The 14,710-nt window shown below is 72.9% G+C and carries 9 protein-coding genes and 1 pseudogene; 9 read left to right on the top strand and 1 reads right to left on the bottom strand.

The annotated features are described in order from the left end of the window. The first annotated feature begins 167 nt into the window (after positions 1–167). From PUR61_RS31625 to cimA, 9 genes are all read left to right on the top strand, one after another. Positions 168–2,021: an acetolactate synthase large subunit gene (locus PUR61_RS31625; protein WP_329882929.1), complete on the top strand. Its 1,854-nt coding sequence runs from the start codon at positions 168–170 to the stop codon at positions 2,019–2,021. A gap of 38 nt (positions 2,022–2,059) precedes the next feature. Further along, the gene (gene ilvN, locus PUR61_RS31620; RefSeq protein WP_329882928.1) at positions 2,060–2,584 is read left to right on the top strand and encodes an acetolactate synthase small subunit; all 525 of its coding nucleotides are present in this window, start codon (positions 2,060–2,062) and stop codon (positions 2,582–2,584) included. 162 nt (positions 2,585–2,746) lie between these two features. Then, positions 2,747–3,745, top strand: coding sequence for a ketol-acid reductoisomerase (ilvC, locus tag PUR61_RS31615; protein WP_329882927.1), 999 nt, complete (start codon positions 2,747–2,749; stop codon positions 3,743–3,745). 218 nt (positions 3,746–3,963) lie between these two features. Continuing rightward, positions 3,964–5,565 carry a phosphoglycerate dehydrogenase gene (gene serA / locus PUR61_RS31610; protein WP_329882926.1) on the top strand — a complete coding sequence of 534 codons (1,602 nt, stop codon included), beginning with the start codon at positions 3,964–3,966 and terminating at the stop codon, positions 5,563–5,565. Between the two features lie 347 nt (positions 5,566–5,912). Then, complete coding sequence (locus tag PUR61_RS31605) at positions 5,913–6,074, top strand: hypothetical protein (protein ID WP_329882925.1); 162 nt, start codon at positions 5,913–5,915, stop codon at positions 6,072–6,074. Between the two features lie 318 nt (positions 6,075–6,392). After that, positions 6,393–9,785 carry a S8 family serine peptidase gene (locus PUR61_RS31600; RefSeq protein ID WP_329882924.1) on the top strand — a complete coding sequence of 1,131 codons (3,393 nt, stop codon included), beginning with the start codon at positions 6,393–6,395 and terminating at the stop codon, positions 9,783–9,785. A 236-nt stretch (positions 9,786–10,021) separates the two neighbouring features. Next, positions 10,022–11,059 carry a 3-isopropylmalate dehydrogenase gene (locus PUR61_RS31595; protein WP_329882923.1) on the top strand — a complete coding sequence of 346 codons (1,038 nt, stop codon included), beginning with the start codon at positions 10,022–10,024 and terminating at the stop codon, positions 11,057–11,059. A 249-nt stretch (positions 11,060–11,308) separates the two neighbouring features. Beyond that, complete coding sequence (locus tag PUR61_RS31590; RefSeq protein ID WP_329882922.1) at positions 11,309–12,421, top strand: branched-chain amino acid aminotransferase; 1,113 nt, start codon at positions 11,309–11,311, stop codon at positions 12,419–12,421. A gap of 451 nt (positions 12,422–12,872) precedes the next feature. Then, complete coding sequence (cimA, locus tag PUR61_RS31585) at positions 12,873–14,483, top strand: citramalate synthase (RefSeq protein WP_329882921.1); 1,611 nt, start codon at positions 12,873–12,875, stop codon at positions 14,481–14,483. An 82-nt stretch (positions 14,484–14,565) separates the two neighbouring features. On the opposite strand, the pseudogene PUR61_RS31580 reads toward cimA, so the two are convergent. Next, a pseudogene (locus PUR61_RS31580) lies at positions 14,566–14,710 on the bottom strand (ATP-binding protein); the annotation flags it as partial.

Genomic DNA, 14,710 nt, shown 5'->3' with positions numbered 1-14,710 from the left:
TTTTGTTGCACTGACGCTGTTCCACCACCGCAAGACCCCTGGCCCCGAGCCCCTCGGATAGGGACGATTGGGGCAGAGCCGGCGATCGGCCCGCAAGCGGGACCCCACCCTCGACCTACCGGGGCCCGGAACCACCGGGCCGGCAAGAACCGAGAAGAGACAGGCAGATGACTGAGCACGCCGCATCCCCCCGCCGCGGGGACACCCCGGCCGCCCACGCTCCCGCTCCCCAGCACGTCGTCGAGACCATGACCGGCGCCCAGTCGCTCATCCGCTCGCTGGAGGCCGTGGGCGCGGACACCGTCTTCGGTATCCCGGGCGGGGCCATCCTTCCCGCGTACGACCCGCTGATGGACTCGGTCAAGGTGCGCCACATCCTGGTCCGCCACGAGCAGGGTGCCGGCCACGCCGCGACCGGCTACGCGCAGGCCACCGGCCGGGTCGGGGTCTGCATGGCCACCTCCGGCCCGGGCGCCACCAACCTGGTGACCCCGATCGCCGACGCCTACATGGACTCGGTGCCGATCGTCGCGATCACCGGCCAGGTCGCCTCCAAGGCGATCGGCACGGACGCCTTCCAGGAGGCGGACATCTGCGGCATCACGATGCCGATCACCAAGCACAACTACCTGGTCACCGACCCGGCCGAGATCCCCCGGGTGATCGCCGAGGCGTTCCACATCGCCGCCACCGGCCGCCCCGGCCCGGTCCTGGTCGACATCGCCAAGGACGCCCTGCAGGCCACCACGACCTACCGCTGGCCGGTCGAGACGTCGCTGCCCGGCTACCGTCCGGTGACCAAGCCGCACGCCAAGCAGATCCGCGAGGCCGCGAGGCTGCTGGTCTCCGCCAAGCGCCCGGTCCTCTACGTCGGCGGCGGCGTCATCAAGGCCGGTGCCACGGCCGAACTGCGCATCCTGGCTGAGCTGACCGGCGCCCCCGTGGTCACCACCCTGATGGCGCTCGGCGCCTTCCCGGACAGCCACCCGCAGCACCTGGGCATGCCCGGCATGCACGGCTCCGTCCCGGCGGTCACCGCACTGCAGAAGTCCGACCTGCTCTTCACCCTCGGCGCCCGCTTCGACGACCGGGTCACCGGCAAGCTGGACGGCTTCGCGCCGCACGCCAAGGTCGTCCACGCCGACATCGACCCGGCCGAGATCGGCAAGAACCGCCCCGCCGACGTGCCGATCGTCGGCGACGCCCGCGAGGTGCTGGCCGACCTGATCGTCGCCGTGCAGGCCGAGTTCGACGCCGGCCACAAGGGCGACTACGCGGACTGGTGGGAGAAGCTCGACGCCTGGAAGAAGACCTACCCGCTGGGCCACGAGCCCGCCCCGGGCGGCCAGCTCTCCCCGCAGCAGGTCATCGAGCGGATCGGCCGGCTGGTCGGCCCGGACGCGATCTACGCGGCGGGCGTCGGCCAGCACCAGATGTGGAGCTCGCAGTTCATCCGGTTCGAGAAGCCGGGGACCTGGCTGAACTCCGGCGGCGCCGGGACGATGGGCTACGCGGTGCCGGCCGCGATGGGCGCCAAGGCTGGCCGCCCGGAGACCGCGGTCTGGGCGATCGACGGCGACGGCTGTTTCCAGATGACCAACCAGGAACTGGCCACCTGCGCCCTGAACGACATCCCGATCAAGGTCGCGGTCATCAACAACGGCTCGCTGGGCATGGTCCGCCAGTGGCAGACCCTGTTCTACAACCAGCGCTACTCCAACACCGTGCTGCACTCCGGGCCGGAGCACGACGGCATCGAGCCGCCGGCCCAGGGCACCCGGATCCCCGACTTCGTCCTGCTCTCCGAGGCGATGGGCTGTGTCGGTCTGCGCTGCGAGCGCCCGGAGGACCTGGACGCGGTGATCAAGCAGGCGATGGAGATCAACGACCGCCCGGTGGTCATCGACTTCATCGTCCACCAGGACGCCATGGTCTGGCCGATGGTCGCGGCCGGCACCAGCAACGACGAGATCCTGTTCGCCCGGGGCGTCCGCCCCGACTTCGGCGACGACCTCGACTGAAGCCCCCACCTCCAGAACGACCTAGGGAACAGAGACCCATGTCCAAGCACACCCTCTCCGTCCTGGTCGAGAACAAGCCCGGCGTGCTCGCCCGCATCGCCTCGTTGTTCTCCCGTCGGGGCTTCAACATCGACTCCCTCGCCGTCGGCCCCACCGAGCACCCGGACGTCTCCCGGATGACGATCGTGGTCAACGTCGAGGACCTCCCGCTGGAGCAGGTCACCAAGCAGCTCAACAAGCTCGTCAACGTGATAAAGATCGTCGAACTCGACCAGTCCGCTGCGATCCAGCGGGAACTGGTCCTGGTGAAGGTCCGCGCCGACAGTGAGACCCGGTCGCAGATCGTCGAGATCGTCCAGCTGTTCCGCGCCAAGACGGTCGACGTGTCCCCGGACGCGGTGACCATCGAGGCCACCGGCAGTTCGGACAAGCTGGAGGCCATGCTCCGGATGCTGGAGCCGTACGGCGTCAAGGAGCTCGTCCAGTCCGGTCTGGTCGCCATCGGCCGCGGCGCCCGTTCGATCACGGACCGCTCGCTGCGCGCCCTCGACCGCAGCGCGTAGCGCCCCGCCGGCCGCCCGCCACCACCCTCCCGGGCGGCGTGCCGGCGCGCGACACCGCGGTCCGTCTCACACCCTGAAGCACCGTCCCACCGCACCGCCGGGTCCACGTACGGTTGGAACCGCAGTACCCGGCAACACCACCACGCAAGGAGAAGTGCCCCCGTGGCCGAGCTGTTCTACGAAGACGACGCCGACCTGTCCATCATCCAGGGCCGCAAGGTCGCGGTCATCGGCTACGGCAGCCAGGGCCACGCCCACGCGCTGTCCCTGCGCGACTCGGGCGCGGACGTCCGGGTCGGCCTGAAGCCCGACTCGAAGTCGCGCCAGAAGGCCGAGGAGGCCGGGCTGCGCGTGGTCACCCCCGCCGAGGCGGCGGCCGAGGCCGACGTCATCATGATCCTCGTCCCGGACCCGATCCAGTCCGACGTGTACGAGGCGGACATCGCCCCGCACCTGAAGGCCGGCGACGCCCTGTTCTTCGGCCACGGCCTGAACATCCGCTTCGGCTTCATCAAGCCCCCGGCCGACGTCGACGTCTGCATGGTCGCCCCGAAGGGCCCGGGCCACCTGGTCCGCCGCCAGTACGAGGAGGGTCGCGGCGTCCCCGCGATCGTCGCCGTGGAGCAGGACTTCAGCGGCAACGCGTTCGCCCTGGCGCTGTCCTACGCCAAGGGCCTGGGCGCCACCAAGGCCGGTGTCATCAAGACCACCTTCACCGAGGAGACCGAGACCGACCTGTTCGGCGAGCAGGCCGTCCTCTGCGGTGGCACCGCCGCCCTGGTGAAGGCCGGGTTCGAGACCCTGGTCGAGGCCGGCTACCAGCCGGAGATCGCCTACTTCGAGTGCCTGCACGAGCTGAAGCTCATCGTCGACCTGATGTACGAGGGCGGCCTGGAGAAGATGCGCTGGTCGGTCTCCGAGACCGCCGAGTGGGGCGACTACGTCACCGGCCCCCGCATCATCACCGACGCCACCAAGGCCGAGATGAAGAAGGTCCTCACCGAGATCCAGGACGGCACCTTCGCCAACACCTGGATCGCCGAGTACAAGGCCGGTCTGCCCAAGTACAACGAGTACAAGAAGGCCGACGAGGACCACCTGCTGGAGACCACCGGCAAGAAGCTCCGCAAGCTGATGAGCTGGGTCAAGGAAGAGGCCTGAGCCTCACCGCTCCTGTGACGCCCTTGTACAACTAGGCTGCTCCCGTCCGGGTGATTTCGCCGGACGGGAGCAGCCTGGTACCCAGCCCGTCGATACACTTCCGAGTGCGCGTCAGGCCCACAGCGTCGTGCGTCTACCTACGCGGCATGCCACCTTCCCCCCGCCTTCCACGCCACCTACGTGCCGGGGAGAACCGGACAGTTAAGGACAACACTGTCGTGAGCACTGCTAACACTGTGAAATCCGGCGTCGTACTGATCGCCGAGGAGCTGTCGCCCGCCACCGTCGACGCCCTCGGTCCCGACTTCGAGATCCGTCACTGCAACGGCGCGGACCGCACCGAGCTGCTGACCGCCATCGCGGACGTCGACGCCGTCCTGATCCGCTCGGCCACCAAGATCGACGCCGAGGCACTGGCCGCCGCACGCAAGTTGAAGGTCGTCGCCCGTGCCGGCGTGGGCCTGGACAACGTGGACGTCGCCGCCTCCACCAAGGCCGGCGTCATGGTCGTCAACGCGCCGACCTCCAACATCGTCACCGCCGCCGAACTCGCCTGCGGCCTGCTGATCTCGGTCGCCCGCAACATCGCGCCGGCCAACGCCGCGCTCAAGCAGGGCGAGTGGAAGCGCAACAAGTACACCGGCGTCGAGCTGAGCGAGAAGGTCCTCGGCGTGGTCGGCCTCGGCCGGATCGGCGTCCTGGTCGCGCAGCGGATGTCCGCGTTCGGCATGAAGATCGTCGCGTACGACCCCTACATCCAGGCCGCCCGCGCCGCGCAGATGGGCGTCAAGCTGGTCTCCCTGGAGGAGCTGCTGGAGGTCTCGGACTTCATCACCGTCCACCTCCCGAAGACCCCGGAGACCATCGGCCTGATCGGTGACGAGGCACTGCACAAGGTCAAGCCGAGCGTCCGGATCGTCAACGCGGCCCGCGGCGGCATCGTCGACGAGGAGGCGCTCGCCTCCGCGCTGCGCGACGGCCGGGTGGCCGGCGCCGGCCTCGACGTGTACACCAAGGAGCCGTGCACCGACTCGCCGCTGTTCGCCTTCGACAACGTGGTGGCCACCCCGCACCTGGGAGCCTCCACCGACGAGGCGCAGGAGAAGGCCGGCATCGCCGTCGCCAGGTCGGTCCGGCTGGCGCTGGCCGGCGAGCTGGTGCCGGACGCGGTCAACGTCCAGGGCGGCGTCATCGCCGAGGACGTCCGTCCGGGTCTGCCGCTGGCCGAGAAGCTCGGCCGGATCTTCACCGCGCTGGCCGGCGAGGTGGCCGTCCGGCTCGACGTTGAGGTGCGCGGCGAGATCACCCAGCACGACGTGAAGGTGCTCGAACTCTCCGCGCTCAAGGGCGTGTTCGAGGACGTCGTGGCGGAGACGGTGTCCTACGTCAACGCCCCGCTGTTCGCGCAGGAGCGCGGCGTCGAGGTGCGCCTGACCACGTCCAGCGAGAGCCTGGAGCACCGCAACGTGATCACCGTGCGCGGCACCCTGGCGAGCGGCGAGGAGATCGCCATCTCCGGCACGCTGTCCGGCCCGAAGCAGACCCAGAAGATCGTCGGCGTGGACGCCTTCGACGTGGACGTGGCGCTCACCGACCACATGGCCTTCTTCAAGTACGAGGACCGCCCGGGCGTGGTCGGCGTCCTCGGCCGCCACCTCGGCGACGCCGGCGTCAACATCGCCGGCATGCAGGTGGCCCGTGACGGCAGCGGCGCGCTGGCCTCCATCACCGTGGACAGCCAGATCCCGCAGGACGTCCTGACCGCCATCGCCGGCGAGATCGGCGCCCGCTTCGCCCGCTCGGTCGACCTGGGCGACTGAGCCCCGGAACGCCCCGCCGGCAGGGCCCGGACCACCGCTCGCACGGTGGTCCGGGCCCTGCTGCTTTCCTCCGGGTGACCCGCGTCTCAGATAGTAGGAAATCCAAGTATTCGTGCAGACACGGCCGCGCCCCGGTCGTACCGTGGAGGGACCGTACGGTGTGCCGCCCCTGCAGCCAGGGCGTTCGGCCCGGACGGCCCCGCATGCCCGATGGGCGGGTGATCCCCGCCCGGCGTGCCGTCCCGTGACCCGCCGCCGCCCCCGTGCGGCGCGCTTCGCACGGGTCCCCCCGTCGCACACCCTCCACCGCGTCCTTCCCCGGCACGCAACGAACCAAGGAGCCCGGCATGTCCCCGACCGCAGACCGCCACGCCGCTTCCGCCGCCGCCACCGCCACGACCCGCGCCCCCCGCCGCCGTCGGACGGCCGAGCCGAACCCCTTCGCCGCCGCCGCGCTGCAGCGTGCGCTCGACCGCCGCGACAACGGCGGGTCGGCCGGCCGCGCCTGACGGGCGGGCCCTCGCCTGACGGGAGGGCCTCCGCCTGACGGGAGGGCCCGCCTCCGGCGGGCCCGCCTCCGGCGGGCTCGCCGTCCCTTCCGGACGACCGGGTCCGCAGGATCCGCGTTCATCCTCCGAATAGGCCGACCGGGCTGACGGCGGGTCACTCGAGAGAGTGCAAGTTGCCACCGTTCGGGGGATGTTGCTCGCCCTGACCGGCGCGATATTCCTAATTTGGGGCCCCCGGAAGGGTGATCGACGGCCGCGCGGGCGGGCGTCAGCGGCGCGACATGCGGATCAGCTCCCCCGGCCGGGGGAGAGGGTCCCATGCGTCAGCCGACCGTCCGTCGACCGCTCGTCCGGATCGGGCTCGTCCTGAGCCTCCTGGCCGGGCCGATCCTGCTCGCCGCCGCCCCGGCGGCCGGCAGCCCACCGGGCGCCCCGCCGGGCCGCACGGCCGCGGCCGGCGCCCCGGCCTCCGTCCTGCTGGAACTCCGCACCGAAGCCGTCGCCCCCGCCTGGCGCCGGGCCGGCGCCGAGGCCCGGCGGGCCCAGCGCTCCCCGGAGGCCGTCCGGGGCGAGGCGGCCCGGGCCGGAGCCGGACAGCGGGCCCGGGCCTCCGCGGCCCTGGACCGGCTCGCCGAGGCCGTCCGCGGCGTCGCTCCCACCGCCCGGGAGCTCTACCGCACCCGCACCCTGCTCACCGGCCTCGCCGTCACCGTGCCCGCCGACCGGCTGTCCGCGCTGCGCACCCTGCCCGGGGTCGCGGCCGTCCGCCCGATCGTCCGCAAGCAGCGCGCCAACGCCCACTCCGTGCCGGTGACCGGCGCGCCCGAGGTCTGGTCCGGGGCCTCCGCGGACGCGGCCTCCGGCGCCGTCGGGAACACCGGCGGGGGCGTCCGGATCGGCGTCGCCGACAGCGGCATCGACTACACTCACGCCGACTTCGGCGGCCCCGGCACCGAGGAGGCCTTCACCGCGGTGGACGGCGCGAAGCCCGCGCCCGCCGGCCTCTTCCCCAACGCCAAGGTGGTCGGCGGCCGGGACCTCGTCGGCGACGACTACAACCCCGACCCGGCCTCCCCGCACTACCAGCCCGAACCCCGCCCCGACGACAACCCGATCGACTGCGCCCGCAACGGCCACGGCACCCACGTCGCCGGCACCGCCGCCGGCCTCGGCGTCACCACCGACGGACGCCCGTACACCGGTCCCTACCGGCCCGGCCTCGACCCGGCCGGCTTCAGGGTCGGCCCCGGCGCCGCACCCGGCGCCCAGCTCTTCGCGATCCGGGTCTTCGGCTGCGACGGCTCCACCGATCAGCTCGCCCAGGCCCTCGACCTGGCCGCCGACCCCGACGGCGACGGCGACCTCGGCGACCGGCTCGACGTCCTCAACCTCTCGCTCGGCAGCCGCTTCGGCTCCACCGACGACGCCGACGCCCTCGCCGTCGACCGGCTCTCCGAACTCGGCACCGTCGTGGTCGCCGCCGCCGGCAACGAGGGCGACGTCCACGGCATCGGCGGCAGCCCCGGCACCGCCGCCCGGGCCGTCGCCGTCGCCGCCTCCGTCGACCCGCACAGCGACGCCGACGGCATCACCGTGCTCGACCCCGAACCGCTCGCCGGCGTCGTCCCCGCCCACTGGAGCGCCCGCTACCAGGACTGGTCCACCGCCGACGTGACCGGCGCGCTCGCCCTGCCCGCCGACCAGTCCGACGGCTGCACGGCCTTCACCGAGGCCGACCGGCAGCGGATCGGCGGAAAGATCGCCGTCCTCGCCTGGCGCACCCGCGAATCCGAGCGCGCCTGCGGCTCCGGCCCCCGCGCCGACCACGTCGCCGAGGCCGGCGCGATCGGTGCGCTGCTCGCCGCCGACGACGACCACCTCGCCGAGATCGCCGGGAACGACCGCGTCCCGCTCGCCCTGCTCGCCCACGCCGACGGCGCGCGGCTCCGGGAGGGCGCCGCCGCCGGCCCGGTCCGGGTCCGGCTCGCCGCACCCGGCAACCCGCTGCACGGCGTCGTCCCCCAGGACCAGCCGCAGCGCCTCGACACCCTCACCGACTTCACCTCCCGGGGCATCGGCGTGCCCGGCGTGGTCAAGCCCGACCTGGCCGCCCCCGGCGAGACCATCTGGTCCGCCAAGGTCGGCAGCGGCAGCGGCGGCCAGCGCGAGGACGGCACCTCGATGGCCACCCCGCACACCGCGGGCCTGGCCGCCCTGGTCCGCGCCGCCCACCCCGACTGGACCGTCGAGCAGGTCAAGGCCGCGCTGATGAACACCGCCGGCGACACCTGGGCCGGCGACGGCGCCACCGGCCCGGTCTACGGCCCCGAACGCACCGGCGCAGGCCGGGCCCGGGTGGACCGCGCCGTCCGCACCCCCGCCGTCGCCTACGCGGCGGGCGCGGGCGCGGTGGAGGGCGCCGTCGGCGTCTCCTTCGGCCCGGTGGCGGTCGGTGGACCGCTCACCCTCGACCGCGAGGTCGAGGTGCGCAACCTCTCCGGCTCCCCGGTCGCCTACCGCACCGGCTACGCCGCCGCGACCGAACTGCCCGGCGCCCGCTTCGACGTCTCGCCCGGCCGGGTCGACGTCCCGGCCGGCGGCAGCGCCCGGGTCCGGGTCACCCTCGCGGTCCCCGGACAGCTCGGCCGCGTCCCGGACCCGACCATCGCCACCCTCCAGGGCGGCAAGGCCCGCACCTACCGGGGCGAGCTCTCCGGCCGGCTGCTGCTCACCCCGGACGACCCGGCCGTCCCCGAGCTGCGGGTGCCCGTCCTCGCGGCCCCGCGAGCGGCCTCCGAGCTGACCGCCACCACTCCGGTCCGGACCATCCGCGCGAACGCCCTGGCCGCCCTCTCCGGCACCGCCGCGCCCGGCGACCGGCCCGGACTGCTCAGCGCCTTCGCCCTGGGCGGGGAGGCCGCCCGCTGGCCCGACTGCCCGCCGGACAGCGGTGCGGCGGTCGGCCCGGGCGCCGGCATCGTGCCGGACGACAGCACGGACGAGGCCGCCGGGGTCCAGGACGTCTGCGTCGAGCGCGCCGGGGACCGGGCCGCCAACCTGCGGGCGGCCGGCGCGGCCACCGACGCTCCCGCCGTCGCCGGCGACCCGCTCGCCGAGGGCGTGCTCTACCTCGGGGCCCAGGTCTGGGCGCCCGCCGCCACCCCGGTCGGCCTGTTCGGCGTCCGGGCCTCGCTCGACACCGACGGGGACGGCGCCACCGACGTGATCGTCAAGGCCGACCGGCAGCGCGGCAGCGACGTCCTGGTGGCCCGGGCGCTCGACGCCCGCACCGGCGCCGAGCTGGACGTCCAGCCGCTCAACGCGCGCTGGGGGGACACCGACACGGCGTTGCTGGACAGCGACGCGGTGGTCCTCCCGGTCCGGCTGGCCGTCCTGCCGGGCGTGCGGGCGGGTCACAGCACCGTCCGCTACGCGCTCTGGACCGGTGTGGCCGGCGCGGGGAAGCCCGATCCGGCCGGGGCCTTCTCGGCGATCGGCCTGCGCGGCACCCGGCCCACGCTGACCGTCGACGTCCTGCAACCGGCTGTCGACGTCCGCACCGGTCAGGGCGGCCCGGCGGCCGTCGCCGCGCCCGCCGGGCCCGGCACCGTCCTCGACATCCGCCGCACCGAGGGCGACACGTCCCGCCTGTTCCTGCTCCACCACTTCAACCCGGACGGCCGGAGGGGGCAGGTCCTGACCCTGCCGTGACCCCGAGGAGGGGGCGCCCGCAAACAGCCGGGCGCCCCCTCGAAAGGTGGAAGATCCGGACGGTCGGCCCGGGTGGCCTGAGATCACTACGGCCCCACCGGCATCCGTCACAAGCAGCTGAGGCTGAACCGGCCCTTCCCGGTCGACATCGATCTGACCTGATCGCTTCCGGGCGGCTATGTCCGGATAGTGGACGGCAGATGTCAGGCTCTGGGACGGCGGAGTAGCCTCCGAGCATGTCTCGCACGATTCGTCTCGCAGTTGTCCCCGGTGACGGCATCGGCCAGGAAGTGGTGGCCGAAGGCCTCAAGGTCCTTGGTGCGGTGCTCCCCGCCGACGTGAAGCTGGAGACCACCGAGTTCGACCTCGGCGCCCGGCGCTACCACCGCACCGGCGAGACGCTGCCGGACAGCGTCCTGGCCGAGCTGAAGGCGCACGACGCGATCCTGCTCGGCGCCATCGGCGACCCGAGCGTCCCGTCGGGCGTCCTGGAGCGGGGGCTTCTGCTCAAGCTGCGGTTCGCCTTCGACCACCACATCAACCTCCGCCCCGGCCGGCTCTTCCCCGGCGTGAAGTCCCCGCTGGCCGGCGAGCCGGACATCGACTTCGTGGTCGTCCGCGAGGGCACCGAGGGCCCGTACGTCGGCAACGGCGGCTCGCTGCGCACCGGGACCGAGCACGAGGTGGCCACCGAGGTCAGCCTGAACACCGCGTTCGGCATCGAGCGGGTCGTCCGGGACGCGTACGCGCGTGCCGCCGCCCGGCCGCGCAAGAAGCTCACCCTCGTCCACAAGAACAACGTGCTGGTGCACGCCGGCCACCTGTGGACCCGGATCTTCGAGCAGGTCGGCCGGGAGTTCCCCGAGGTCACCACCGACTACCTGCACGTCGACGCGGCGACCATCTTCTTCGTCACCCAGCCCGAGCGGTTCGACGTCATCGTGACCGACAACCTGTTCGGCGACATCCTGACCGACCTGGCCGCCGCCGTCACCGGCGGGATCGGCCTGGCCGCCAGCGGCAACATCAACCCGAGCGGCGCGTTCCCGTCGATGTTCGAGCCGGTGCACGGTTCGGCGCCGGACATCGCGGGCCAGGGCAAGGCCGACCCGACCGCCACCGTGCTGTCGGTCGCCATGCTGCTGGAGCACCTCGGCCTCGCCGCCGAGGCCGCCCGGATCGAGGCCGCGGTCGCCGCGGACCTCACCGAGCGGACCGGAACCCGTACCACCGCCCAGGTCGGCGACGCGCTCGCCGCCCGAGTATCCGGCTAGGCCGGAACCGAAAGAAGGTAGTCCGGCCTGGCAGGGCCGGAACCGACAGACGGTGTTCCGGCCGGTGGGCCGGACCCCATAACGGCAGCTTGCGGCTCTCCGAGGAGCCGGCGACTGTTCGGCACGGCCCTCTGGATGCGAGTATCGACAGTGGGCCGTGCCGTTGTGCGTCCGTTTCGGGGAAATCCACCGAAACGCTCACCCGGCGGAGGCGGCCCGGACCAACCCCACGGTGAAGGACACACAGCCATGAGCACGCCCACCCAGGCGCCCATCACGTTCGACCTCAAGCCCTCCGCCCACCCGCTCTCCGACGCGGAGCGCGAGGCCCGACTGGTTAACCCGGGGTTCGGGAGGGTCTTCACCGACCACATGGTCACCATCCGCTGGACCGAGGGCGTGGGCTGGCACGACGCCCAGCTGGCGCCGTACGCGCCGCTGGAGATCGACCCGGCCAACATGACCCTCCACTACGGTCAGGCGATCTTCGAGGGCCTCAAGGCGTACCGCCAGGCCGACGGCTCGATCTCGACCTTCCGCCCGGAGGCCAACGCGGCCCGCTTCCAGTCCTCGGCCCGCCGCCTGGCGATGCCGGAGCTGCCGGTCGAGACCTTCGTCGAGGCGGTCGAGCTGCTCGTGCAGCAGGAGCAGGCGTGGGTCCCGAACGAGGCCGAGCAGAGCCTCTACCTGCGCCCGTTCATGTTCGCCACCGAGGTCGGCCTGGGTGTCCGCCCGGCCAACTCCTACCTCTTCATGATCATCGCCTCCCCGGCCGGCGCCTACTTCTCCGGTGGCGTCAAGCCGGTCTCGGTCTGGCTCTCCGAGGACTACGTCCGCGCCGCCCCGGGTGGCACGGGCGCCGCCAAGTGCGCCGGCAACTACGCCGCCTCGCTGGTGGCCCAGGCCGAGGCCGCCGCCAAGGGCTGCGACCAGGTGGTCTGGCTCGACGCCGCCGAGCACCGGTGGATCGAGGAGATGGGCGGCATGAACCTGTACTTCGTCTTCGGCGAGGGTGCGGACGCCCGGATCGTCACCCCGGAGCTGTCCGGCGCCCTGCTGCCCGGCATCACCCGTGACTCGCTGCTCCAGCTCGCGGCCGACCTCGGCTACGCGGTCGAGGAGCGGAAGATCTCCACCGAGGAGTGGAAGCAGGGCAACGCCGACGGCACCCTCACCGAGGTCTTCGCCTGCGGCACCGCCGCGGTGATCACCCCCGTCGGCTCGGTCAAGTCCCGCGGCGGCGACTGGACCGTCGGTGCCGGCGAGCCCGGTCCGGTCACCATGGAGCTGCGCAAGACCCTGCTGGCCATCCAGGGCGGCCAGGCGGCCGACACCCACGGCTGGCTGCACAAGATCGTCTGACCGCCGCGAGCGGCACGTCCGGGAGCCCGCCGCGGCGGGCTCCCGGACGGAACGGGAGCCGCCCGGGCCGCGCGCCGGCCCGTCGCGCGCCGTCCACCGGGCGGACCCGTCGCGCAACCGCGGCCCCGTTCCGGATACCGAGACGGGGCGGCCGGATCCCGGATCGGTGTGCCAGACTGCGAGCGTGTCCTCGCTTTCGCTGATTATTAGCAGCAGGCGCGCCGGTCCGCAGTGACCGCTCCCGCAGTACCCGATGCGGAGCGACCACCAGCGTCCAGACCCGCGCGCAGACCTCTCGCACCCGCGAGGGGTCTTTTTGTTTCCCCCGGACCGGCCGGAGCCCCCACAAGGGGCCGAGGGACACCGGGGAGCGCGCGGGATGCTGGACAGTGGAGCCGGATCAGAACCGGCAGAGCAGCACCCGACCTCCCGGAACGGAGAACCCAGGGTCATGACCCAGGCGAGCAACCTCCCAGACGACGCCTTCCACGTCTTCGACACCACCCTGCGCGACGGGGCCCAGCGCGAGGGCATCAACCTCACGGTGGCCGACAAGCTGGCCATCGCCCGGTACCTGGACGAGTTCGGGGTCGGCTTCATCGAGGGCGGCTGGCCCGGCGCCAACCCCCGGGACACCGAGTTCTTCGCCCGCGCCGCCACCGAGCTGGACCTGGCCAACGCCCAGCTCGTCGCCTTCGGCGCCACCCGCCGGGCCGGCGGCAACGCGGCCGACGACCCCCAGCTCGCCGCCCTGGTGAACTCGGGCGCGCCCGTCGTCACCCTGGTCGCCAAGGCCCACGACCGCCACGTCGAGCTGGCGCTGCGCACCACGCTGGACGAGAACCTGGAGATGATCCGGGACAGCGTCGCCCACCTGCGCGCGCAGGGCCGCCGCGTCTTCATCGACTGCGAGCACTTCTTCGACGGCTACAAGGCCAACCGGGACTACGCCCTCGCCGTGGTCCGGGCCGCCCACGGGGCCGGCGCCGACGTGGTGGTGCTCTGCGACACCAACGGCGGGATGCTGCCGGCCGGCGTGCACGACATCGTCGCCGACGTGCTCCGCGAGACCGGGGCCCGGCTCGGCATCCACGCCCAGGACGACACGGGCTGCGCCGTCGCCAACACCCTGGCCGCGGTGGACGCGGGCGCCACCCACGTCCAGTGCACCGCCAACGGCTACGGCGAGCGGGTCGGCAACGCCAACCTCTTCCCGGTGGTCGGCGCGCTGGAGACCAAGTACGACCGCAGGGTGCTGCCCGCCGGCAAGCTGGCCGAGATGACCCGGATCTCGCACGCCGTCGCGGAGCTGGTCAACCTGACCCCCTCCACCCACCAGCCCTACGTCGGCTTCTCCGCGTTCGCCCACAAGGCCGGCCTGCACGCCTCGGCGATCAAGGTCGACCCGGACCTGTACCAGCACATCGACCCGGAGACGGTCGGCAACACCATGCGGATGCTGGTCTCCGACATGGCCGGCCGGGCCTCCGTCGAGCTGAAGGGAAAGGAGCTCGGCTACGACCTCTCGACCGACCGCGACCTCGCCGGACGGGTGGTGGCCAGGGTCAAGGCGCAGGAGAGCCTCGGCTACACCTACGAGTCCGCCGACGCCTCGTTCGAGCTGCTGCTCCGCGACGAGGTGCGGGGCGACCGCGCGCGCTTCTACGCCCTGGAGTCCTGGCGGACCATCAGCGAGCAGGGGCCGGAGGGGAGTACCGGGAACGAGGCCACCGTCAAGCTCCGGGCCAAGGGCGAGCGGATGATCGCCACCGGCGAGGGCAACGGTCCGGTCGACGCGCTGGACAAGGCCCTGCGCACGGCGCTGGAGCGGATCTTCCCGCAGCTGGCCAAGCTGGAGCTGGTCGACTACAAGGTCCGGATCCTGGAGGGCCAGCACGGCACCGGCTCGAAGACCCGGGTGCTGATCGAGACCACCGACGGGACCTCCGCCTGGTCCACGGTCGGGGTGGCGGACAACGTGGTGACCGCCTCCTGGCTCGCCCTGGAGGACGCCTACACCTACGGCCTGCTCCGGTCCGGTCTGGAGCCCGTCACCGAGTGACCGGCGTGACCGTGCGGCCCGTGGACCGGAGGGTCCGCGGGCCGCACCGCTGTCGCGCGCACCGTCGCCGTACGCGCCCGTCTCACCGGAGGCGGGCGAGGAGGGCGTGTTCGACGAGGGTGATGAGGGCGCTCTTGGCGCTGTCCCGGCGTCGGGCGTCGAGGGTGACGACGGGGGTGTCGGGGCCGAGTTGGAGTGCTTCGCGGACCTCGTCGGAGGTGTGGGGC

The organism is Streptomyces sp. BE20 (genome assembly GCF_036322525.1).
Classification (GTDB): domain Bacteria; phylum Actinomycetota; class Actinomycetes; order Streptomycetales; family Streptomycetaceae; genus Kitasatospora.
The sequence above is the reverse complement of the archived record's forward strand: the minus strand, read 5'-3'. Positions and strand labels throughout refer to the sequence as shown.